At 70.5% G+C, this 20,757-nt stretch carries 19 protein-coding genes and 2 pseudogenes; 4 read left to right on the top strand and 17 right to left on the bottom strand.

Going from position 1 to position 20,757, the window contains the following annotated elements:
• Window positions 1-9: 9 nt before the first annotated feature.
• Window positions 10-693: a hypothetical protein gene (locus tag ASG52_RS24255; protein WP_056249072.1), complete on the bottom strand. Its 684-nt coding sequence runs from the start codon at window positions 691-693 to the stop codon at window positions 10-12.
• A 156-nt stretch (window positions 694-849) separates the two neighbouring features.
• Here ASG52_RS24255 and flhA point away from each other — a divergent pair, with 156 nt between their 5' ends.
• Window positions 850-2,982, top strand: a complete 2,133-nt coding sequence (gene flhA / locus ASG52_RS24250; protein WP_056249068.1) for a flagellar biosynthesis protein FlhA — start codon at window positions 850-852, stop codon at window positions 2,980-2,982.
• 288 nt (window positions 2,983-3,270) lie between these two features.
• Here the strand turns inward: flhA and ASG52_RS28830 are convergent.
• Together ASG52_RS28830 and ASG52_RS28825 are read right to left on the bottom strand one after the other, a co-directional pair.
• Window positions 3,271-3,383, bottom strand: a pseudogene (locus tag ASG52_RS28830) (transposase); the annotation flags it as partial.
• Window positions 3,377-3,481, bottom strand: a pseudogene (locus ASG52_RS28825) (IS110 family transposase); the annotation flags it as partial. The pseudogenes ASG52_RS28830 and ASG52_RS28825, both read right to left, overlap by 7 nt.
• Before the next feature lie 343 nt (window positions 3,482-3,824).
• Here ASG52_RS28825 and ASG52_RS24245 point away from each other — a divergent pair.
• Entirely contained in the window at window positions 3,825-4,568 is a 744-nt protein-coding gene (locus ASG52_RS24245) for a DUF4336 domain-containing protein (RefSeq protein WP_056249065.1), read from the top strand.
• Here the strand turns inward: ASG52_RS24245 and ASG52_RS24240 are convergent.
• Window positions 4,565-5,134 (bottom strand): YgjV family protein, encoded by a 570-nt coding sequence (locus ASG52_RS24240; protein WP_156384111.1) that lies wholly within the window; start codon window positions 5,132-5,134, stop codon window positions 4,565-4,567. The two genes, ASG52_RS24245 and ASG52_RS24240, sit on opposite strands and share 4 nt — an antisense overlap.
• Before the next feature lie 231 nt (window positions 5,135-5,365).
• Between ASG52_RS24240 and ASG52_RS24235 the strand changes: the two genes are divergently transcribed.
• Entirely contained in the window at window positions 5,366-6,361 is a 996-nt protein-coding gene (locus ASG52_RS24235) for an SDR family oxidoreductase (RefSeq protein WP_056249062.1), read from the top strand.
• Window positions 6,362-6,526: 165 nt separating this feature from the next.
• Here ASG52_RS24235 and ASG52_RS24230 read toward each other — a convergent pair whose 3' ends face one another.
• The 12 genes from ASG52_RS24230 to ASG52_RS24175 all read right to left on the bottom strand — a co-directional run bounded on the left by ASG52_RS24230 (window position 6,527) and on the right by ASG52_RS24175 (window position 16,873).
• Complete coding sequence (locus tag ASG52_RS24230; protein ID WP_056249058.1) at window positions 6,527-7,201, bottom strand: hypothetical protein; 675 nt, start codon at window positions 7,199-7,201, stop codon at window positions 6,527-6,529.
• 59 nt (window positions 7,202-7,260) lie between these two features.
• The gene (locus ASG52_RS24225; protein ID WP_056249055.1) at window positions 7,261-7,500 is read right to left on the bottom strand and encodes a hypothetical protein; all 240 of its coding nucleotides are present in this window, start codon (window positions 7,498-7,500) and stop codon (window positions 7,261-7,263) included.
• An 85-nt stretch (window positions 7,501-7,585) separates the two neighbouring features.
• A complete protein-coding gene (locus ASG52_RS24220) occupies window positions 7,586-8,611 on the bottom strand; it encodes a formate dehydrogenase subunit gamma (RefSeq protein WP_056249054.1) in 1,026 nt (341 codons plus the stop codon).
• Window positions 8,612-8,678: 67 nt separating this feature from the next.
• The gene (fdh3B, locus tag ASG52_RS24215) at window positions 8,679-9,275 is read right to left on the bottom strand and encodes a formate dehydrogenase FDH3 subunit beta (protein WP_003605051.1); all 597 of its coding nucleotides are present in this window, start codon (window positions 9,273-9,275) and stop codon (window positions 8,679-8,681) included.
• A gap of 13 nt (window positions 9,276-9,288) precedes the next feature.
• Window positions 9,289-12,243, bottom strand: a complete 2,955-nt coding sequence (locus tag ASG52_RS24210; RefSeq protein ID WP_056249049.1) for a formate dehydrogenase subunit alpha — start codon at window positions 12,241-12,243, stop codon at window positions 9,289-9,291.
• A gap of 7 nt (window positions 12,244-12,250) precedes the next feature.
• On the bottom strand, window positions 12,251-12,496 hold the full coding sequence (locus ASG52_RS24205; RefSeq protein WP_056249046.1) for a formate dehydrogenase: 246 nt from the start codon (window positions 12,494-12,496) through the stop codon (window positions 12,251-12,253).
• A 107-nt stretch (window positions 12,497-12,603) separates the two neighbouring features.
• Window positions 12,604-13,239, bottom strand: coding sequence for a TorD/DmsD family molecular chaperone (locus ASG52_RS24200; RefSeq protein ID WP_056249043.1), 636 nt, complete (start codon window positions 13,237-13,239; stop codon window positions 12,604-12,606).
• Between the two features lie 86 nt (window positions 13,240-13,325).
• Window positions 13,326-14,051 carry a DUF3306 domain-containing protein gene (locus ASG52_RS24195; RefSeq protein ID WP_056249040.1) on the bottom strand — a complete coding sequence of 242 codons (726 nt, stop codon included), beginning with the start codon at window positions 14,049-14,051 and terminating at the stop codon, window positions 13,326-13,328.
• Window positions 14,048-14,554, bottom strand: a complete 507-nt coding sequence (locus ASG52_RS24190) for a DUF3305 domain-containing protein (RefSeq protein ID WP_056249038.1) — start codon at window positions 14,552-14,554, stop codon at window positions 14,048-14,050. The genes ASG52_RS24195 and ASG52_RS24190 overlap by 4 nt, the downstream gene beginning before the upstream one ends.
• Window positions 14,555-14,563: 9 nt before the next feature.
• Entirely contained in the window at window positions 14,564-15,565 is a 1,002-nt protein-coding gene (locus tag ASG52_RS24185; protein ID WP_056249035.1) for a DUF6352 family protein, read from the bottom strand.
• A gap of 4 nt (window positions 15,566-15,569) precedes the next feature.
• Complete coding sequence (locus ASG52_RS24180) at window positions 15,570-16,127, bottom strand: DUF6505 family protein (RefSeq protein ID WP_056249910.1); 558 nt, start codon at window positions 16,125-16,127, stop codon at window positions 15,570-15,572.
• A complete protein-coding gene (locus ASG52_RS24175; protein WP_056249033.1) occupies window positions 16,124-16,873 on the bottom strand; it encodes a biotin/lipoate--protein ligase family protein in 750 nt (249 codons plus the stop codon). Before ASG52_RS24175 ends, ASG52_RS24180 begins: the two co-directional genes overlap by 4 nt.
• A 188-nt stretch (window positions 16,874-17,061) precedes the next feature.
• Between ASG52_RS24175 and ASG52_RS24170 the strand changes: the two genes are divergently transcribed.
• The gene (locus ASG52_RS24170; protein ID WP_056249032.1) at window positions 17,062-19,044 is read left to right on the top strand and encodes a 4Fe-4S binding protein; all 1,983 of its coding nucleotides are present in this window, start codon (window positions 17,062-17,064) and stop codon (window positions 19,042-19,044) included.
• A 221-nt stretch (window positions 19,045-19,265) separates the two neighbouring features.
• Here the strand turns inward: ASG52_RS24170 and ASG52_RS24165 are convergent, their stop codons facing one another.
• Window positions 19,266-20,552: a c-type cytochrome gene (locus tag ASG52_RS24165; RefSeq protein ID WP_056249030.1), complete on the bottom strand. Its 1,287-nt coding sequence runs from the start codon at window positions 20,550-20,552 to the stop codon at window positions 19,266-19,268.
• Window positions 20,553-20,757 lie beyond the last annotated feature (205 nt).

The following is a 20,757-nucleotide window of genomic DNA, read 5'->3' as shown; positions in this document are numbered from 1 at the left end:
CCCACGCCGTCAACCGATCGCGCCCGGCGGGCGCCGGGTCGGGGGCGCGGCGCCGGGGTCGGCCGGACTCACCGGGTCGGGCGCGAGCGCCGGCTCCAGATCGGACTCGGGCGTGGCGATTGCAACCGGCGCGGGCGGGCTGCCGCTCCAGCCTTGCGCGCGCCAGCCCTCCGCCCGCTCGTCGAGATCGACCGCGCCGCCGCGGCGCATGAGCGCCACCACCCGCTCGGCGAGGTCGCCGTCGGCCCGCACCGTCACCAGGGTCCCGCCCCGACGCACGCCCTCGGCATAGGTCTCGGCATCGGTCCCGCTGAGGCCCGCGCCCGTGAGCGCGCCGATCAGCCCGCCCGCGGCTGCGCCGACGCCCGCCCCCGATAGGGCCGTGATCAGCCAGCCCGCCGCCACGAACGGCCCGATACCGGGAATCGCGATCAGGCCGAGCCCCGCGAGCAGGCCGGCCCCGCCGCCGAGCACGGTGCCGACGGTGGCGCCCGCACCGGCCCCGTCGGCGGCCTCGGCCTCGCCGGAGCGCGCCGGGCCGGGCTCGGCGGTGGTGGGCGGCAACGGCCCGTCGTTTTCAAGCGAGACGATGCCGATCTCGGCGTGCGGCACGCCCTCGGCCTCGATCCGATCGACGACGCGGGCGGCGTCCTCGTGGCTGTCGAACAGCGCGGTGACGGCGCGTCCTGCCATGGCGATGTTCCTTTCAAGCGTCCGAGCAATCCGTTCCACCAAGCCCGCGCCTTTCGGCTTGGTTCCGATCCCGAGCCGCCGTTAACGACTTGCTAACCCTGCACCCGGCAAATCCTGCCGGGTGGGCGCGTCGGCCCGTACGGGAATCGTGTCGAGATGAGCGAGTCGGCGGGCGCCGCCGCGGCGGGAGGTTTGGGCGCCTTCTCCGCCTTCATGCCGAACCGCGCCAGCCTTCAGGCGCTGACGAAGCGCACCGACCTGTTCTTCGCCACCGCGGTGATGGGCATCCTGACGGTGCTCATCTTCCCGCTGCCCGCGATCCTGCTCGACCTGCTGCTCGCCGTCTCGATCATCCTCTCGGTGCTGATCATGATGACGGGTTTGTTCATCGACAACCCGCTGGAATTCACGGTCTTCCCGACGCTGCTGCTCGTCGCGACCCTGCTGCGGCTGGCGCTCAACCTCGCCTCGACCCGGCTCATCCTCGGCCACGGCCACGAGGGGACGGCCGCGGCCGGCCACGTCATCGAGGCCTTCGGCCACTTCGTGATGGGCGGCAACTTCGTCATCGGGATCATCGTGTTCGCGATCCTGATCATCGTGAACTTCGTCGTCATCACCAAGGGCTCGGGGCGCATCGCCGAAGTCGCCGCCCGCTTCACCCTCGATGCCATGCCCGGCAAGCAGATGGCGATCGACGCCGACCTCTCCGCCGGCCTCATCGACGAGAAGGTCGCCAAGGCCCGCCGCTCGGCGCTGGAGGAGGAATCCTCGTTCTTCGGCGCCATGGACGGCGCCTCGAAGTTTGTGCGCGGCGACGCGGTGGCCGCACTCCTCATCACCGGCATCAATGTCGTCGGCGGCATCATCATCGGCGTCGCCCAGCAGGGGCTCGGCTTCGCGGAGGCCGCCAAGACCTACACGCTCCTCACCATCGGCGACGGGCTGGCCTCCCAGGTGCCCGCGCTGATCGTCTCGACGGCGGCGGGCATCCTCGTGTCGAAAGCGGGCGTGAAGGGCTCCGCCGACAAGGCGCTCGGCAAGCAGATGGCGAACTACCCGAAGGCGCTCGGCATGTCGGCGGGCGTGATGGGGCTGATCGCGCTCTTGCCCGGCATGCCGATGCTGCCCTTCGTCGGGCTCGGCGCGGCCGCGGGCTACGCCGCGTGGCGCATCGCCAAGACGCAGCGCGAGACGCCGCCTCCCGTCACCAACGCCGACGGCACCCCCGCCGCACCGGGTGCCGCGCCGGCGGAGGAGACGGTCACGGACCTCCTCAAGCTCGACGACCTCAAGCTCGAGATGGGCTACGCGCTGCTCGCGCTCGTCAACGGCGAGGGCCAGGACCGGCTCACCGACCAGATCAAGGCGCTGCGCCGCCAGCTCGCGGCGGAACTCGGCATCGTCATGCCGTCGGTGCGCATCCTCGACAACGTCAGCCTCGACGCCAACACCTACACGGTGCGGGTCAAGGAGATCGAGGCCGGCACGGGTCAGGTCTTTCCCGGTCAATTCATGGCGATGGACCCGATGGGGGGACAGGTGCAGCTCCCCGGCCTGCACCTGATGGAGCCGACCTTCGGTCTGCCCGCGACCTGGGTCGATGCAAGCCTGCGGGATCAGGCGCAGCTCAAGGGCTACACCGTGGTCGATGCCGCGACCGTCATCTCGACCCACCTGACCGAGGTGATCAAGGCGCATGTCTCGGAACTTCTGAACCACGTCGAGGTGCAGAAGCTGCTGCGCGAGCTGCCCAAGGACCACACCGAACTCCTGAAGGAGGTGGTGCCCTCGCAGATCGCCACCACCGGCATCCAGCGGGTGCTGCAATTGCTGCTGGCCGAGCGGGTCTCGGTGCGCGACCTCGGCGCCATCGTCGAGGGCATCGCCGAGGTGGCGGGCCACGTGAAGAACCCGCGCGACATCGTCGAGCATGTCCGCGCCCGCCTCGGCCGCCAGATCTGCGCGCAGTACCAGGGGCCGGACGGCACGCTGCCGATCATCACCCTGTCGCCCGCCTGGGAACAGGCCTTCCTCGAATCAATCGTCGGCGAGCGGGAAGAACGCTACCTCGCGATGCAGCCCTCGAAACTCACCGAGTTCGTCAACACCGTGCGCGACCGCTTCGAGCAGGCCGCCCGCATGGGCGAGATGCCGGTGCTGGTGACCTCGGTGCAGGCGCGCCCGTTCGTGCGCTCGATCATCGAACGCTTCCGCCGCGAGACGCCGGTGATGAGCCAAGCGGAGATTCATCCGCGCGCGCGGCTGCGGACGGTCGGATCGGTGTAAGGGCCGGATCGGATCGGCTCGGGCCACCCTCAAGCGGCGGCCGGATGCCGGTCCCGCCGCAGGCAGGGCCGGCATCCGGCCGCGCTCGCCGCTCTGTATCAGCCTCCAAGCGATGCGGGCGAACTTGCTGGCCGGCGCCACCAGCTTGGGCGGCTTTAGGCGTCAGCAGCGCCCGCACCCAGGCCGGCAACCGCGGCTCGTCCCCGCCCACGCTCGCATTACCGGTCTTCTGCGCGGTCTTCGGCCCGGTCTTCGCCTTCGAACCCTGCACCCGCCAGACGACGGCGACCGCCCCACCACGAGCAGGCTGCGCAGCATCGGGGCGCCCGCCCGGGTGATCCCCCCAGCCGCGTCCGGCCCGCCGTCGAGGGGGGCTTGGGCGTCAGCCCCAGCCACGCCGCAACCGGCGCCGCAGCACCGGCTGCTCGGCCGCGTTCACCGCGCGCAGCCGAAACAACTGCTTCGACGTGTCCACCCCGATGCGGATACACCGCTCCATGCACGGTCGCTCCTGATGAAGTCTTCGACAACCTCATCATGGCACACCGATGCCGTCAGGGGCCGTCCACCCCAACAGCGCTCCGCACCAACCGACGGGGCCGCGACCGATCACCGATAGCCTTCTCGACTTGGCCCACCGAGAAAGACGCATCTCGATTCTGCGACGTCTCCCCCCTGCTCCTCATCCTGAGGTGCCCGCCTTGGCGGGCACCTCAGGATGAGGGAGTGGATGGGATAGGCCGGCCCAATGGGCTGTCGATGATCGGAATCGATCCGACGTTGTGGACGCGAGCCGGACGAGCGTCCATCCCAGCCGCCGAAACCAGCACGACGGCGCGCCTTTGACCGACACCACCTACCCGCCCCTCGACACCCTGAAGCCGGTCGCGCCCGATCTCTGGATCGTCGACAGCGGCCCGCTCTCCGCCCCCTTGCCGCTGCCGGTGCGGATGACGATCGCAAAGCTCTCCGACGGCACGGTCTGGCTGCACTCGCCGACGCGGTTCGACGAGGGGCTGGCCCGCGCGATCGGGGGGATCGGGCCGATCCGCCATCTCGTCGCGCCCAACATCGCCCACTGGATGTTTCTGGCCGCGTGGCAGAGGCGCTTTCCGGACGCCGTCACGTGGGCCGCGCCGAACCTGCGGCAGCGCGGTCCGGTGCGGCGCAAGGTCGAGGCGGGCCGGTTGCGGCTCGATCGCGACCTCGGCGAGCAGAGCCCGGAAGCGTGGGCGGCCGACATCCGTCAGACGGTCGTGCCGGGCGGCCTCGGCTTCCGCGAGGTCGCGTTCTTTCACGTTACCTCGCGCAGCCTGATTCTCACCGACCTCGTGCTGAACCTGGAGCCGCAAAAACTCCCGTGGCACCTGCGGCTGCCCCTGCGGCTCGCGGGCGCGACGGCGCCCGATGGCCGGGCGCCGATCTACCTGCGGCTCGCCGTGCGCCTCGGCGGACGGGCCGCCTCGCGGGCGGCGGCGGCTTTGGTCGCGCTCGCGCCGCAGCGGGTGCTGTTCGCCCACGGCGCATGGTTCGAGCGCGACGCGGCGCCGGCTCTGCGGCGCTCCCTGCGCTGGCTGCTGCGTTAAGCGGTGGCCGGGACGGCGGTGCGGGGCCGGGCGCCGCGCAGCAGGGCGAAGGCCAGCGCCGACAGCGTCAGGCAATCGCCGGTCAGGCCGAAGACCGAGCCGACGAGCCAGTTGTGGACGGCCCAGCAGGACGAGGCGGCGAAGAACAGGCGGCGCATGGCCTGCGGGTGTGCCTGGAGGCGGGCCAGCGTCGCGAGCAGCGCGCCGATCCCGGCGCAGGCCGAGGGCCAGCCGTTCCAGGTGGCGAGCGTCAGCCCGGCGGCGAGCAGGCTGGAGCCGGCGAACAGCAGCACGATCCAGGCCGGGCGGGCGCGCTCGCCGATGGCGAGCGCGGCGACCAAGCTCTGCATCACCGAGATGGAGCACATCGCCGCGCCGGTATAAGCGCCGAGATGCGCGAAATGCAGCGCGAAGCAAACCGAGCAGGCAGCCGCCGCGACGAGGATCAAACTGCGCCGCGGCATGATGCCGGAGGCGAAGCCGAGGAAGAGCCCGAGGGCTCCGAAGATGTCGAGATGAGGCAGGACGGCGTTCGACAGGAGAGAGTCGAGATCCGCGGCGGTCATGGTCGTGTGCTTTTGCTGAGGGGGTGAGTGCGGGGGGGCCGGACTTCGGCGCGCAGGCGCTCGATCCATGCCGATCCGCTAGGATCGGACGGTGAAGCGAGGGTTAACGGGAGTTGCGTCGGCCGGAGGGCGTGGCGGCGCCGCATCGCCCGGAACAGGGGCGCCGATGGGGCGGTTCCCGGGCAGGAATCCGACAGAACCGTCGCCCCCGCCGAGCGAGGAAACGCGCCCGTGAGACTGAAACCATTGCGCGATCAGGTCGTCGTCATCACGGGGGCGTCGAGCGGCATCGGCCTCGTCACCGCCCGCCGGGCGGCCCGCCGGGGCGCCCGCGTCGTCCTCGCCGCCCGCAGCGGCGCAGTGCTGGAGGCAATCGCCCGCGAGATCGGGCCCCGCGCCCTCGCCGTCGTGACGGATGTGGGCGAGCGCCGAGACATCGAGAACTTGGCCGAGCGGGCGGTGGCGACCTTCGGGGGCATCGATACCTGGGTCAACGTCGCGGGGCTCACGGTCTACGGGCCGCTGCGCGCGATCACCCAGGAGGACCACGAGAGGCTGATCCGCACGAATTTCTGGGGCACGGTCCACGGTTCGCTGGTCGCCGCCGAGCACCTGCGGGCGCGGGGCGGCGCGCTGATCAATGTCGGCAGCGTCGCCTCCGACCTCGCCTTCCCGTTCCAGGGGCTCTACGCCGCCTCGAAACACGCGGTGAAGGGTTTCACCGACACCCTGCGGATGGAACTGATCGCCGAGGGGGCGCCGGTCTCGGTGACGCTGGTCAAGCCGGCGTCGATCGACACGCCGCTACCGGCCCGCGCCCGTAACTACATGGACCGCGAGCCGATGCTGCCGCCCCCGGTCTATCCGCCGGAGGAGGTCGCCAACGCGATCCTGCACGCGGCCGAGCATCCCGTGCGCGACATCGTCGTCGGCGGAGGCGGCAAGCTGTTCACGGCCGGCAAGGAGTTCGCGCCCGGCGCATTCGACCGGCTCGCGCCCGCGATCATCGCCATGCAGAAGCGGAAAGGCCCACCGCGCGCGCCGGAAGGCGCGCTCCACGCCCCCCGCGGCGCGGGCCGCGAACGGGGCGACCAGCCGGGCTATGTCCAACGCACCAGCGCCTACACGCGGGCGAGCCTCCATCCACTGGCCTCGACGGCCATCGGCATCGGTGTGGCCGCGACGGTCGCGGCGCTCGCGATGGGCGGGCGGCGGCGGCGGCCGTAACCGTCAGCCGAATCCGACCGGGCCGCGTTCGGTGCCCGTCCCCTCCCCCTTGTGGGGGTGGGGGTGGTTCAGGATGAGGCGGGAGCGCTGCCTCCTGCGCGACCCCACCTCGGACCTCCTCCCTCCGGTGGGGAGGAGGATGCCTCGTCCGGTCGGTTCCGAAACCTACGGCTGCGAGTACTTCAGGTCGAGCGCCGAGAGCCCCAGCAGCGGCGGAGGCATGACCACACCCGCGACGCGCATCGCGCGGGCGGCGGAACGGCAGGCGGGCAGGTCGTTGGCGGCGGCGGCCGCTTCGATCTTCTCGAGCGTGGCCTGATCCGGCTTCGGGCCGGGACCGGGCGTGCCGGGGGCCGGCGGCGCCTTGGCTTCGGCGTTGGCGCGGGCGCGGGGATCGGTCGCCGGGTTGACGGTCTTGGCGTCGAGCTTGCCCTCGACCGCCTTGGCCTCCGCGGCCTTTGCGTCGGCAGCCTTGGCCTCGGCGGCTTGCGCCTCGGGGGACTTGGCCGCCGCGCCCTTGTCGCCCTCCGCCTTCGCGCCGTCGGTGACGGTCCCGCTGAGGCCGGCCGACTTCTCGGTGCCGGCGGCGTCCGACGGCTTGCCGCCTTCGGTCTTGCCCGAGGGGTTCGAGACGGCGGTAGCCTGCTGCGTCGGCGTAGCCGCGGCCTGCTTGGAGGGCTCGGGCTGCTTCACGAAGGCGACCAGTTCCTGGCAGAGGTTGGCCGGCTTGCCGGGCTCGGGCACCGGGGGAGCGGCGTCCTGCGCCGCGGCGACGCCGACGGAGAGCGCAAGGGCGCCGATGCCGGCCGCCAGCCGGCGGGCGAGGGAGGACGAGGTCATCGGGCGCTCTCCTGAGGCGGATCGAAGTGCGAAAATGCTCACGAGCACTTTCGGCTCGTTCACGAGCGTTTCGGGTGCGAGCCCTCACCCTCGGCCTTGCCGTGCGGCTCGGACTCGAACTCGTCGGGGCGAGGCGCGCCGTTCCAGCGCGGGCCGACGAGGTTGGTGCCGGGCTCGGACACCCGCGCGCCGGAGGTCGCGAACGCCTGGTAGGCGAATCTCTGGCTGCTGGTGAGCGCGAACATCGCCAGCACCCCGAGGGTGATGGCGGCGATCACGGCGGCGGCGAAGGCTTTCATGGGGCGGTTCTTCCCGAGGGAGCCTGAGCGGCTCCAGTTCGAAAACGGCTGGCCGGGACGGCGGGTTTCCGCCGCCCCCTTGGTCTCACTCGGCCGGAGCCGGATGGCCCTTGAGCTGCGGGCCGCTGGCGGTGCGGGCCTGCTCCTGCTCGACCCAGAGGTCGTGGTGGGCCCGCGCCCAGGCGAGATCGACCTTGCCGCTGCCCATGGCGTCGTAGGCGCCCTCCATGCCGAGCGAACCGATGTAGATGTGGGCCAGGATGCCGGCGATGAAGACGATGCCGATCACCGAATGGACCACCTGCATCACCTGCATCCCGTTGATGTCGGTGAGCGCGAAGGGAAAGATCATCATCAGGCCGGTGACGCTCATCGCCGCGCCGAAACCCGCGACCATCCAGAACACGCCCTTCTGACCGGCGTTGAAGCGGGCGGCATGGGGATGCCCCTTGCCGATGAAGCCGCCGCCGGCCTTGATCCAGGCCCAGTCGATCTTGTTCGGGATGTTGTCCTTGATCCAGAGGACGAACATGAAGGCGACGCCGAGCATGAACGGCCACGCGAGGTAGACGTGGCTGTACTTTGCCCATTGCGCCAGCGCGCCGAAGGCATCGGGTCCGATCAACGGCATCAGCAGGCGCTTGCCGAAGATGTAGTTCAGGCCCGACAGCGACAGGATGATGAAGCAGCTCGCCGTCATCCAATGGGTGAAGCGCTCGAAGGCGTTGAAGCGCAGGATTTTTTTGCCCGATTCCTGGCTGTGCTCCATCATGATCCGGCCGCGGAACAGGAAGAACGCGCCGAGCGCGGCGATCATGCCGAGGATGACGAGCGCGCCGATCCAGGGCAGCCAACCCTCGCGGAAAGCCTGATACTCGCGGCCCTGCGGCTGGATCAGAATGGCGGCTTTCTGATCGGGGATCGAAATCCGCCCCGGAATTTTCGAATCCTGCTTGAACAGGAATTCCTCGTTGACCGAATCCGCCGTCGGCCGCGCGCCCATCGGATTCACGCCGTCGGCCTGGATCGGGTTCTGCGCGAAGGCAGGCGCGGCGACGCCCAGCGTCACCGCGACGAGGAGGGTGCTGAGAAGGGTCGTTGCCCGCCGCATCGGCGTTCCTTTCCGGGCGTTTTCTGGGTTGGGTGCTGCGGGCCTCGATCGAGCCCGCGGCGCCGGATCAGATCGCAACGGTCTCGCGGTAGGCCGTCTTCCAGCCCCAGGCGCCGGAGCCGTAGCCGCGCTTGATCACCCGCTGCTTGTAGATCTCGGCGATCATCTCGCCGTCGCCCGCCAGCAGCGCCTTGGTCGAGCACATCTCGGCGCAGAGCGGCAGCTTGCCTTCCGCAAGGCGGTTCGAGCCGTACTTCTCGTACTCGGCGGTCGAGAAGTCGGGCTCGGGGCCGCCCGAGCAGTAGGTGCACTTGTCCATCTTGCCGCGCGAGCCGAAGTTGCCGACCCGCGGATATTGCGGCGCACCGAACGGGCAGGCGTAGAAGCAGTAGCCGCAGCCGATGCAGATGTCCTTCGAGTGAAGGACGACCGCGTCGGCGGTGGTGTAGAAGCAGTTCACCGGGCACACCGCCGCGCAGGGCGCGTCGGTGCAGTGCATGCAGGCCATCGAGACCGATCGCTCGCCGGGCTTGCCGTCGTTCAGCGTCACGACGCGACGACGGTTAATGCCCCACGGCACCTCGTGCTCGTTCTTACAGGCGGTGACGCAGGCGTTGCACTCGATGCAGCGATCCGCGTCGCAGAGGAACTTCATCCGGGCCATGGTTCGGTTCCTCTCAGGCCGCTGCGATCTGGCACAGGGTGCACTTCGTTTCCTGCATGCCCGTCACAGGATCGAAGCCGTAGGTGGTCACGGTGTTCACGCTCTCGCCGAGCACCACCGGGTCGGTGCCCTTCGGGTAGTAGTCGCGCATGTCCTTGCCCTGGTACCACCCGGAGAAGTGGAAGGGCATGAAGGCCACGCCCTTGCCGACGCGGTCGGTCACCAGCGCCTTCACCTTGGCCTTGGACTTGTTCTCCGGGCCGTAGACCCAGACGAACTGGCCGTCCTTGATGCCGCGCTCGGTCGCGTCGCCGGTGTTGATCTCGACGAACATGTCCTGCTGCAGCTCGGCCAGCCACGGGTTCGACCGGGTCTCCTCGCCGCCGCCCTCGTACTCGACCAGACGGCCGGAGGTGAGGATAATCGGGAAGTCCTTGGCGATCCCCTTGTCCACTACCGCCTTCTGCACGGTGAGGCCGATGTTCGGCACGCGCAGCTGCCGCTCGTCGGGCCGGGTCGGGTACTTCGCCACGAGGTCGGGCCGCGGCGAGTAGATCGGCTCGCGGTGGACCGGCACCGGGTCGGGCAGGTTCCAGGCGTTGGCCCGGGCCTTGCCGTTGCCGAAGGGCGTCACGCCGTGCTCCAGGCACACCCGCTGGATGCCGCCCGACAGGTCGGTGGCCCAGCTCACGGTGTCGGGCTTCTCACCGCCGATCTTGAGGATCGTGGCGCGCTCCTCCTCGGTCAGGTCCTTGTCCCAGCCGAGCTTCTTGAACACACCGAAGGTGAACTCGGGATAGCCGTCGGTCAGGTCCGAGCCCTTCGAGAACGAATCCTCGGCGAGCAGGGTCTGGCCGTTGCGCTCCGTACCGAAGCGGGCCCGGAAGGTGCCGCCGCCGTCCTTCACGTGCATCTCGGTGTTGTAGAGGATCGCCGAGCCCGGATGCTTCAGCTCTGGCTTGCCCCAGCACGGCCAGGGCAGGCCGTAATAGTCGCCGCCGACCTCCGGATCGTCCTTCGGCGCGCGCAGCGTGATGAGGTCGAACTTGTGCTGGTTGCGCATATGCGCCTTCAGCCGCTCCGGCGACTGGCCGCAATAGCCCGTCGACCAGCCGCCGCGGTTGATCTCGCGGAGGATGTCCTCGGCGACCGGGACGCCGTTCTCGACCTTGATGGTCTTGCACAGCTTGTCGGCGAAGCCGAGCTTCACCGCGAGCTTGTAGAGCACCTCGTAGTCGTTCTTGGACTCGAAGGCCGGCTGGACGATCTGCTCGCCCCACTGGATCGAGCGGTTCGAGGCCGTGCGCGAGCCATCCATCTCCAGAGAGGTGCAGATCGGCAGGAGGTAGGTGTTGTCCTGCCGAGCATCGAGCGCCGCGAAGGTGGTCGGGTGCGGGTCGGCGACGACCAGCAGTTCGAGCTTGTTCATGCCCTCGATCGCCTCGGGCATGCGGGTCACGGTGTTGCCGCCGTGGCCGAACACCATGAAGGCCTTGATCGGGCTCCGCTGGTCGATCTGCTCGGCAGGCAGGTTCACGGCATCGAACCAGCGGGTCGAGGTGATGCCGGGCGATTCCATGTTCTCCTTGCGCGAGCGGGCCTTGCGGCCGGCCTGCGCCGGGACTTCATCGAAGCGCGATTGCAGCCACTCGTAGGGCACGTCCCACACGCGGGCCCAGTGCCGCCAGCCGCCCTCGACGAGGCCGTAATAGAGCGGCAGCGTCGTCACATCGAGGCCGAGATCGGTCGCGCCCTGCACGTTGGTGTGGCCGCGGAAGATGTTGGCGCCCGTGCCCGGCTTGCCGACGTTGCCGGTGGCGAGACACAGGATGCACAGCGCCCGGACGTTGGCCGTGCCGACCGTGTGCTGGGTCGCGCCCATGCACCAGATCAGGGTCGCGGGCTTCTCCTTGGCGAACTTTTCCGCCACGCGCTTGAGCTGCTCGCCCGGCACGCCGGAGACGCGCTCGACCTCGTCGGGCGTCCACTTGGCGACTTCCTTGCGCACGTCGTCCATCGCGTAGACGCGCTTGGCGATGAAGTCCTTGTCCTCCCAGCCGTTCTGGAAGATGTGCCACAGGATGCCCCACACCACCGGGATGTCGGTGCCGGAGCGGATGCGCACGTACTCCGTGGCGTGCGCGGCGGTGCGGGTGAAGCGCGGATCGATGACGATCATGTTCGCGCGGTTGATCTCCTTGCCCGACAGCACGTGCTGGAGCGAGACCGGATGCGCCTCGGCCGGGTTGCCGCCGAGCACGATCATCGTCTTGGCGTTGCGGATGTCGTTGTAGGAATTGGTCTGGGCGCCGTAGCCCCAGGTGTTGGCCACGCCCGCGACCGTGGTCGAGTGGCAGATGCGCGCCTGATGGTCGATCGAGTTCGTGCCCCACAGGGCGGCGAACTTGCGCATCAGGTAGGAGGCCTCGTTGGTGAACTTGGCCGACCCCAGCCAGTAGACCGAATCCGCGCCGTTCTTCTCACGGATCGCCAGCAGCTTGTCGCCGATCTCCTCGTAGGCCTGATCCCACGAGATGCGCTTCCACTGCCCGCCCTCGAGCTTCATCGGGTACTTGAGGCGCCGATCCGACGAGACCAGTTCGCGGATCGCGGCGCCCTTGGCGCAGTGCGTGCCGCGGTTGATCGGGCTGGCGTAGGACGGCTCCTGGCCGACCCACACGCCGTTGACGACCTCGGCCGTCACCGTGCAGCCCACCGAGCAGTGGGTGCAGATGTTCTTCTTGACGATCGTGTCCGGCCCGACCGCCGACGAGCCGGCGGCCTGGGCTTTCCGCACCGCGCCGAGCTGGATCGTTCCGGCGGCCGCCAGCGCGCCGGCGGTGAGGCCTGAGCGGCGCAGGAATGCGCGGCGGTCGAGAACGCCCGCAGCGAGCCCTGCGGCCACCGCCTGATGCTTGGAGCGAGACAGCTCGCCGTTCTTTTGGCCGCTTTTGCGCTTGATCAGCATCGCCGCCTCACTTCGTGCCCGTGGACGCCGGGTCCATGTTCTTCTTCAACGTCTCGTACCCGTTGGTGCGGTAGAACGCCTTGACGTGGTCGCTCTCGCGGTAGCGGCTCTTGGTCTCGTCGTTGCCCGGATCGTAGGCCTGGGCCTCGGTCGCCCCCATCGGCGAGGCGACCGCGGCGGCCACCGCCACCGTGCTGCCGCCGAGCGCGCGGAAGAACTGCCGACGACCGAGCGTCTTCCCGTCCTGTGTCATCGTCCTGTCTCCCTGGCGGCTCACCGTGAGGTGACCCGTCCGCATGGTGTCCGAGTTCCGCGACGCCGCGTGTTGAGCGGCGTCAATGATTGACGAATTCGGGACCGTCAGCCTTCCATCGCGAAGGCTTCGGTCTCGATCTCGATGAAGGCCCGGCCGAGTGCGCCGACCGTCCGGTAGAAGCTGGCCGCCTTGGCCTGCTCCAGATCGGCGAAGAGGCGGCTCGCCCAGGGCGCGACGTGCCGGGCGAAGAAGCGCCCCTGCATCCCCGGCTCGGCATCGAACCGCCCGGCGGCGAGACCCGCCATGACCTCCAAAAGGATCGCGAGGTGATCCTCCGGCTCGCTCATGGTCGCGTCGCGCTCGATCCCGAGGGCGGCGAAGTCTTCGCGCACACGGGCGAGCGGGCGCTCGTTGAGGAAGCCGGTGAGGTAGTAGGAGGCGTAAGGCAGAAGCTCGCCGCGGCCGACGCCGACGAACAGGGAAAAAAACTCGCGCTCGACGGCGTGCGCCGAGGTGGCGGCAGCCGCCCGGCTCAGGTCGGCGAGGTGACGGCCGAGGACGCCCTCGCCGCCGTCCAGACGTTGCAACGCGTCGAGCAGGTCCCCGTCGGGCGCCCGGCCGAGCAGGGTCGCCAGCAGGTCGTAATGCCGGGCGCGCAGATGATCGACGTCGTCGATCGCGGGGGCCACCCCTGACGCCGCTTCCTCGGTCAATCCCAGCACCGACGCCACCGAACCCACCGTCCCTCCGGGTCCACGCCCGGGACCGCTTGTTTGGATCGATAATAAAAAGCGTTTGTGTTGGCCGCAATCAAATTTCAGCGCTTTCAGGTGGGGATCGCGCCTCCGTGACGCCGCAGGCGCGGCTCGGAACGCGTTGGATTTGAAGCGGAAACGGGAGCAACGGCGATGTCTTCCGTTGCGGGCTCCTGTTCTGGAAGCGTACCGTCAACGCCCGCCTGCGCGACGGCCGCTGCGTCGGGTTCGGCGGGCTCCGGTTCGGGCGCCTCTTCGGGTGACTCGGGCTCGGGCTTCGCCTCCGCCGGGTCGCGAAAGAGGCGACCGAGCATCGCCTTCACGTCGTCGCTCGGCAGCAGCGGCCCCATGCCCGGCACGCCGCCCGGCGTGTTCCAGTCGTATGCGTATTCCCGCGCCTCGCTGACGAAGTCGCGGATGGACGGATCGAGCGACCACATCCGCCGCAAAGCCGCGTTGCGCAGGGCCGCGGGGACGCCGGTGCGCAGGAAGGGCGTGAGGTCGGTGTCGGGGGTGAGGGTGTCGAGGGAGGGCAATTCGAGACGGTGCTCCTCGGCCTCGGCCGAGGCTTCGGAAACCGAACCTCGATCGTCGAGCGCCTGCGTGGCAGGCACCGGCGCTTCTCCTCCCCCTTGCGGGGAGGAGGGAGGCGGTGGGGGTGGCGCAGGATCGAGCGCGACGGTGCCTTTTGCACCACCCCCAGCACCTCCCCGCAACGGGGAGGGGAGAGGCGCCTGCTCGGCCGCCTTCACCGCCTCCTTGCGGCGGGCCCAGCGGGAGAGGAAGCCGTCGCTCATTCGCCCCTCCCCGATTCGATCCGGGCGCGGCGGGCCAGGGCCTCCGGGTCGGCGCGGTCGCGCTTGCGCTTCTCGAAGGTGCGCTCGATGTGGAAGGCCTCAAAGAAGGCCAGCAGCTTGGCCTGGATCTCGGGCGGCATCGGCACCGCCTCGACGATCTCGCCGATGCCCTCGGCCATGGCCTCGCCCTCGTAGGGGTCGGCGGTGACGGTGGCGATCTCGTAGGTCTCCTCACCGGTGGCCCGCAGCGACACCCAGAGCGAGGGCCGGCCGGAGACGAGGTTGTCGCGGTAATGCGCGGTCTCGGCGATGTGCAGCGTCACCTCGTAGGCGCCGGCGTAGAACGTCGCCTCGTCCTCGGTCTCGCCGAGTTGGGTCCAGGCCGGCGCGGCGGGCGCTGCCGGAAGGGCGGCCACCGGCATCCAGGCATGGCTCGCCCACGGCCCCTTGAGCCGGCGGCGCGCGACGATGATGCCGACCTCGAAGCGGTCCTCGGGGGTCATGCTCGATCCTCAGGCGGCGCGGTCGGCGAGCGGCAGGCCGACGACGAGGTTGTGGGGCTTCAGCGTCACGGTCTTCTGCGCGTTCATGGCGAGCAGGAGATAGACCGGCTTGTCGCCGACCCGCTCGTCGACGCGGGCCGGATCGGTGAAGGTGAGGGCGAAGACGGCGAGCAGGCGCTCGCGGGCGGCCGAATCCAGCACCTCGCCGTTCCACAGGGCGTTGCCCAGCCGCGTGGCTTCGGCGTCGAGCCCGACGAACCAGCGCCAGTCCGGATCTTCCAGCCCGTCGCGGGGCTCGACCCGTACCGGCGTGTGCAGGAGATGGCCGACATAGGCCTCGATCGCGCGGGCGAACCCCTCGCGCGCCTGCGAGGAAGCGAGGTTGAGCGCCATGGTGAAGGCGTCCGACCGGCTCCAATAAGTCCAGGCGTTCTCGTCGTTGAGCACATCGAGCTCGTTGGCTGCCTCCTTGCCGAGCATGGTGACGAGCGGCGAGAGCGGGGCCGAGCCTTCGCGTGCCTCGATCACTTCCGCGTCGGCGAGCAGCACCGATCCCTCGTGCAGGCTGACCCGCTGCGGGCGGAAGAAGAGTTCGGCGGCGCGCAGCACGAACGGGTCGTCGCACGCATCGAGCGCGTTGCGCAGGATCAGGTGGCAGAGCTGGTTGAGAAACAGCCCCGGCACGCCCTGCAACCCGCCGCGCACCAGCGCGAGATAGGCGGCCTCGACCGAGCGGGCCCCGAGCAGCCGGTCGCGGAAGGCCAGCATCACCTCCCAGTTCTCACGGGCATCGGCGTCGGCGATCTTTTGTAACTCACCACGAGAAACGACGCGGCGCGGATCGGCCATCAGCGCGGCGTGCAAGCCGCGCTCGGCATCGCAGGCCTCCTCCGGCGGCACCAGTTCGGGCCGGGCGAGGTAGGCGAGGATCAGCTCGTCCGTCACCGCGAGCCCACCGCCCTCGGTGCGCTGCGTCAGGTGGTGGCCGCTCGAAACCCAGAACTCGGTCATCGTCTCATCGTCCCGGCCCAGCGCCGCGCACCATGCCGACGAGGTCGGCGTCCTCCTCCGGCCCGTCCTCGTCGGTCTCGACGAAGTGGAAGGCGCGGGCGTGGAGCGGGTCGGCGCCCGGCGCCCGCTGGTGGAGCGTGCGGAAATTCTCGCGGATTTCGCCGGCCTCCGCCGTGCGGTGCATCGCCACGACGCTGCCGACCGCAAGCTGGCAAAGCGAGGCCGCCACCGCGATCTCCTCCTCGGCCGCGCCGCGGGCCGCGGCGAGATCCGGTGCGCCGAAGCGTTCCAGGATGTGGCGGGCGAGCGTCTCGACCGCCTCCGCGCGTTCGGCCTCGCTCGCCTCGCTCACCACGACGAGGGTCGAGAAGCCGAGCGAGCGCACGCCGACGAATCCGGAGCGGAAGGCCACGCGCGCCTTGCCGGTGAGCTCGGCGGGGTCGGAATCGAGAAACAGGAACGAGCCCGTCACCGCCCATTCGCCGGGCTCTGCGGCCTCGGCGAAGACGAAGGTATCGGACGGGTCGAGCCGCAGGGTACGCGGCAGCTTTGAAGGGCTCACAGCCGCACCGTCCCGGTCGCGGGATCGCACCATGCCGGTTGCGCGAGGGCGGGCAGCAACGGCCGATCCTCGCTGAGGCCGGGAGCGAAGGTCAGGCGCAGGGTGCCGTCGTCCACGATCTGCGCCTCCCGGGCCTGAGGCATCAGGGCGAGATGATCGAGGTAGCGCCCGGCGAGGTGCTGGAACCCATCCTCGGTCCAGATCTCGAACGCCTTGGTGAGGAAGCGGGCAAAACTCTCGGCGAGCGGCCGGGCGAGGTCGGCGGGAAACCCCTCCTCCTCCAGCGAGGTCGAGTCCGGCGTCAGCCCGGGATCGCCGGCATGGCGCTTCGAGGCGATGAGGCTCGCCGAGAAGACGAGCCAATCCGGCACCGCCCCCTCACCGCAGCCCTCCGGCCAGCCGAGCCGGCCGCCGCCGAGGCGCGCCTCGTTGAAATGCAGGGTGTCGGGCCACGAGACCACGACGGGAATCTCGGGCGGGCCGAAGCCGCCGATGGCCTCTGCGAGCGCCCACATCCCGGCAAACAGCGCGCGGCGGGCGCCGGCCAGGGGCTCGTCGGGGGCGAGCACCACGGCGAGCGTCAGGGTCCCGTCGCGCTCGCCGAGCACCAGCGTGCCGGCCTCGGCACCTGAGCCGGCCAGCCGGCAGGCCTCGCCATGCACGTCGGCGCCGGCCGCAGCGAAGAGCCCGGTGAAGGCCGGGGGAAGGACGAGGTCCGCCGGGCGGCCCTCCGGAAACAGGGTCATGAAGCTTAAGTCTTTTGCGGGCTGCGGCGTCGGGTCGTCGGCGCACGGGGGCGCCTGCCGTCTCGTAGTTTGGAACGATATGAGTATATGAAATGCGGGCCCCGGCGCGAAGGGGCCGCTTTCCGTCGAAGCAGTCAGGTTTCCCCGTGTCCGATCGTCTCGTGTTCGCCTGCTCCTGCGAGAGGACGATGCCGCTCGATTCCGCCACCCTGGAGAAGGGCTGCGGCGGACGCCTGCACCTCGCCGACCAGCTCTGCGGGCGCGAGCTCGACCGCTTCCGGCAGGCGCTCAGTGGCTCCACGTCCGTCACCGTGTCCTGTACCTTGCAGGCGCCGCTGTTCGACGAAGTGGCCGAGGAGATGGGGGCGGAGGAGCGCGTCACCTACGCCAAGATCCGCGAGACAGCGGGCTGGTCGTCGGAGGCCGCCCGCTCCGGCCCGAAGATGGCCGCACTTCTGGCCGCCGCCGCCGAGCCGCTGCCCACCGCCGGCACGGTGCCGATGGAGAGCCGTGGCGTCGCCCTGATCACTGGGCGCGACGAGGTCGCCGTGGAGGCGGGCAAGCGCTTGGCCGAGCACCTCGACGTGACCGTGCTGCTTTCGCGTCCCGGCGCGGTGGCGCCGCTCCACCGCAACGAGTTTCCGATCCTGAAAGGGACGGTCCGCACGGCGAAAGGCCATCTCGGCGCGTTCGAACTGCGCATCGACGATTACGCGCTGCCCGCACCCTCTTCGCGCACGCAGCTCGATTTCGGCGTGCCCCGCGACGGCGCGACCTCGACCTGCGATCTGGTGATCGATCTCACAGGCGGCACGCCGCTGTTTCCCGCGCACGAGCTGCGCAGCGGCTACCTGCGGGCCGACCCGCGCGATCCGGCGGCGGTCGAGCGGGCGGTCACGGCGGCCTCGCATCTCGTCGGCGAGTACGACAAGACCCGCTTCGTCGATTTCCGCGCCGAGCTCTGTGCCCATTCGCGCTCGCGCATCACCGGCTGCACCCGCTGCCTCGACGTCTGCCCGACCGGTGCCATCGCGCCGGCCGGCGACAGCGTCGCGATCGACCCTTACGTCTGCGCCGGCTGCGGCAGCTGCGCCGCCGTCTGCCCCACGGGCGCCGCCGGCTACGCCCTGCCCCCCGGCGACGCGCTGATGCGCCAGCTGCGGGTGCTGATGCGCGCCTACCGGGCGGCGGGCGGCGCGGACGCGGTCGTGCTGTTCCACGACGGCGAGCACGGCGAGCCGATGATCGACGCGCTCGGCCGATACGGGGACGGTCTGCCGGCCAACGTCCTGCCGGTGCGGGTCAACGAGGTGACGCAGTTCGGCCCCGAAGTGTTCGCCGCCCTGTTCGCCTACGGCGCGGCGGGCGTGCGGCTGCTGGCGCGCAGCCGACCCAAGCACGACCTCGACGGCCTGCACCGCACTCTCGCGCTGACCGACACCCTCGCCACCGCGCTCGGCTACGGCGCCGGCCTCGTCGCCCTGATCGAGACCGACGATCCCGACATGCTTGGGGCTGCACTTCGCGACGTCACCCCCGGCCGCACCGCGCTCACGCCCGCGGGCTTCGTGCCGGACGGGGGAAAACGCGAGATGCTGCGCCTCGCCTTCCGCGAGATGCACGCCGCCGCTCCCACGCCCGTAGAGGCCGTGCCGCTGGCCGCCGGCGCGCCGTTCGGCGGGCTGAATTTTCGCACCGACGACTGCACGCTCTGCCTCTCCTGCGTCGGCGCCTGCCCGACCCATGCGCTCACCGACAGCGCGGAGCGCCCGCTGCTCGCGTTCGAGGAGAGCCTGTGCGTCCAGTGCGGTCTGTGTGCCGCGACCTGCCCGGAGGACGTGATCGACCTGAAACCGCAGATCGATTTCGCCGCCTGGGCCGCCCCGCGCCGGGTGGTGAAGGAGGAAGAGCCCTTCGCCTGCATCACCTGCGCCAAGCCGTTCGGCACCCGCGCCAGCATCGAGCGGGTCATCGACAAGCTGCGGGACCGCCACTGGATGTTCACCGGCGAGGCCGGCGAGGCGCGCATCCGCTCGTTGATGATGTGCGACGATTGCCGCGTGGAAGCCGCGCTGAACCAGGGTTTCGACCCGCACGCCCCGGAACGGGCGAAGCCGCGCACGACGGAGGATTACCTGCGCGAGCGGGAGGCCGGTGAGGCGGCATCCTGAGGGTCGTCCCGACCGGACCTCCTGCTTCGATCGTCGAGAACGATTAAAAACCCTCAACGCCCGTCATTCCGGGGCCGCGTAGCGGAACCCGGAATCCACCCGTGATGCGCAGTGCCCGACTGCAGACGGACCGCCGCGGCCAGTCGTGGATTCCGGGTTCGCCTACGGCGCCCCGGAATGACGGTGAGGGCGCTTACAAACCGATCGGCTTCAAAGCCCCATCACCTCGTCGCCTTCTCCAAGAACCGCACCAGCGCGTCGCGATCCTCGGCGCTGTTGATCGTCTGCTCCGGCATGCGCGTGCCCGGCGTGTAGCGGGCCGGACCCACCTCGAACAGGCGGGCGACGGTCTCCGGCGTCCAGACGATGTCCATGCGCTTGAGCGCGTCGGAGTAGCGGTAGTCCGGCAGGCTGGCGATGCGGCGGCCGAAGATTCCAGCGAGCGTCGGGCCCGCGCGCGGGCCCTCGTCGGGCTTCAGGGAATGGCAGGCGACGCAGGCGCGAAACACCTCGGCGCCGCGCTCGCCGTGGAAGGCCGCGAGCGTGTCGGCGGGGCGCGGCATGGCGAGCGGGCCGATCGGGGCGCCGGTCGCGGCGTCCCAGCGGCGCACGAGGCGGTCGCCGCCGCCGGTGACGAGTTCCGACCCGTCCGGCCGCCACGCCACCGACCAGACCGGCAAGCCGGGCCCGACCAGGGTGTAGCGTATTTTTGTGGTTTTCCGCTCGATCACCGAAACGGTTCCACCCGCCCCCGCTGCGGCGAGCTGGCTGGCGTCGGGCGAGAGCGCCAGCGCGATCACCGGCGCCGGCCCGAGTTCGACGGAGGCGCGGATCGCGCCGTCCGCATCGAGGAACCGCACCGTCGCATCCGCCCCGGCGGCGGCGATGTCGCCGTCGGGGGCGATGGCGAGCGTGCTCAGCGCGCTCGGCAGGGTAAGGCTGGTGACGGGCTCGCCCGCGGCCGACCAGACGTGCACGGTGGCATCGGCCCCGGCCGTGACGACGCGGCCGTCGGGCAGGAAGGCGACGGCGTTGACGTTGCCGGTGTGGCCCGTGAGCACCTTGGCCGGGCCGCCCGACAGGGGCCAGAGCCGGGCGGTGCCGTCCCAGGCGGCGGAGGCGAGGGTCTGACTGTCCGGCGCGACCGCGAGGCCGGCGATAGCGCCGGCATGGCCCTCCAGCACCCGCTCGGGCTCGGGCCGCCCGAGCCGCCACAGGGCGATGCGCCCGTCCTCCGAGGCGCTGGCGAAGCGCCCGTCCGGCAGCACCGCCACCGCGTTCACCGCACCCTCGTGGAAGCGCAGCACCGAGAGCGCCGTGCCGGTGTCGAGCCCCCAGACGATGGCGGCCTGATCGAACCCGCCGGAGATCGCGAGCCGCCCGTCGCCGGTGACGGCCAAGGCGCGCACCGGCCCGCCATGGCCGCGCATCTGGGCGCTCGCCGGCCCGGCGAGGACGAGGGCGGCCAGCAGGCCGACGATCGGAGATTTCAGTGCACGCAGGGACATGGCGGCTCGAAGCGGGAGGCGCCGGACCATAACGGGGCCCCCGCCGCCTGTCTGCGCGGGGCGGGTGAGCCGCGATGTCTCAAGCCCGCCGGGGCGGGGCACATCGTCGTGCGCGGCGCCCATGTCGGTTCAGGATGCCTTCCGGCGCCGCGCAGGGAGCCATCGATTTCGAGATCGCAGCGTTCGTTCCATTGCCATCATGAAC

The sequence above is a fragment of the Methylobacterium sp. Leaf456 genome, from assembly GCF_001425465.1.
Lineage (GTDB): Bacteria > Pseudomonadota > Alphaproteobacteria > Rhizobiales > Beijerinckiaceae > Methylobacterium.
The sequence above is the reverse complement of the archived record's forward strand: the minus strand, read 5'-3'. Positions and strand labels throughout refer to the sequence as shown.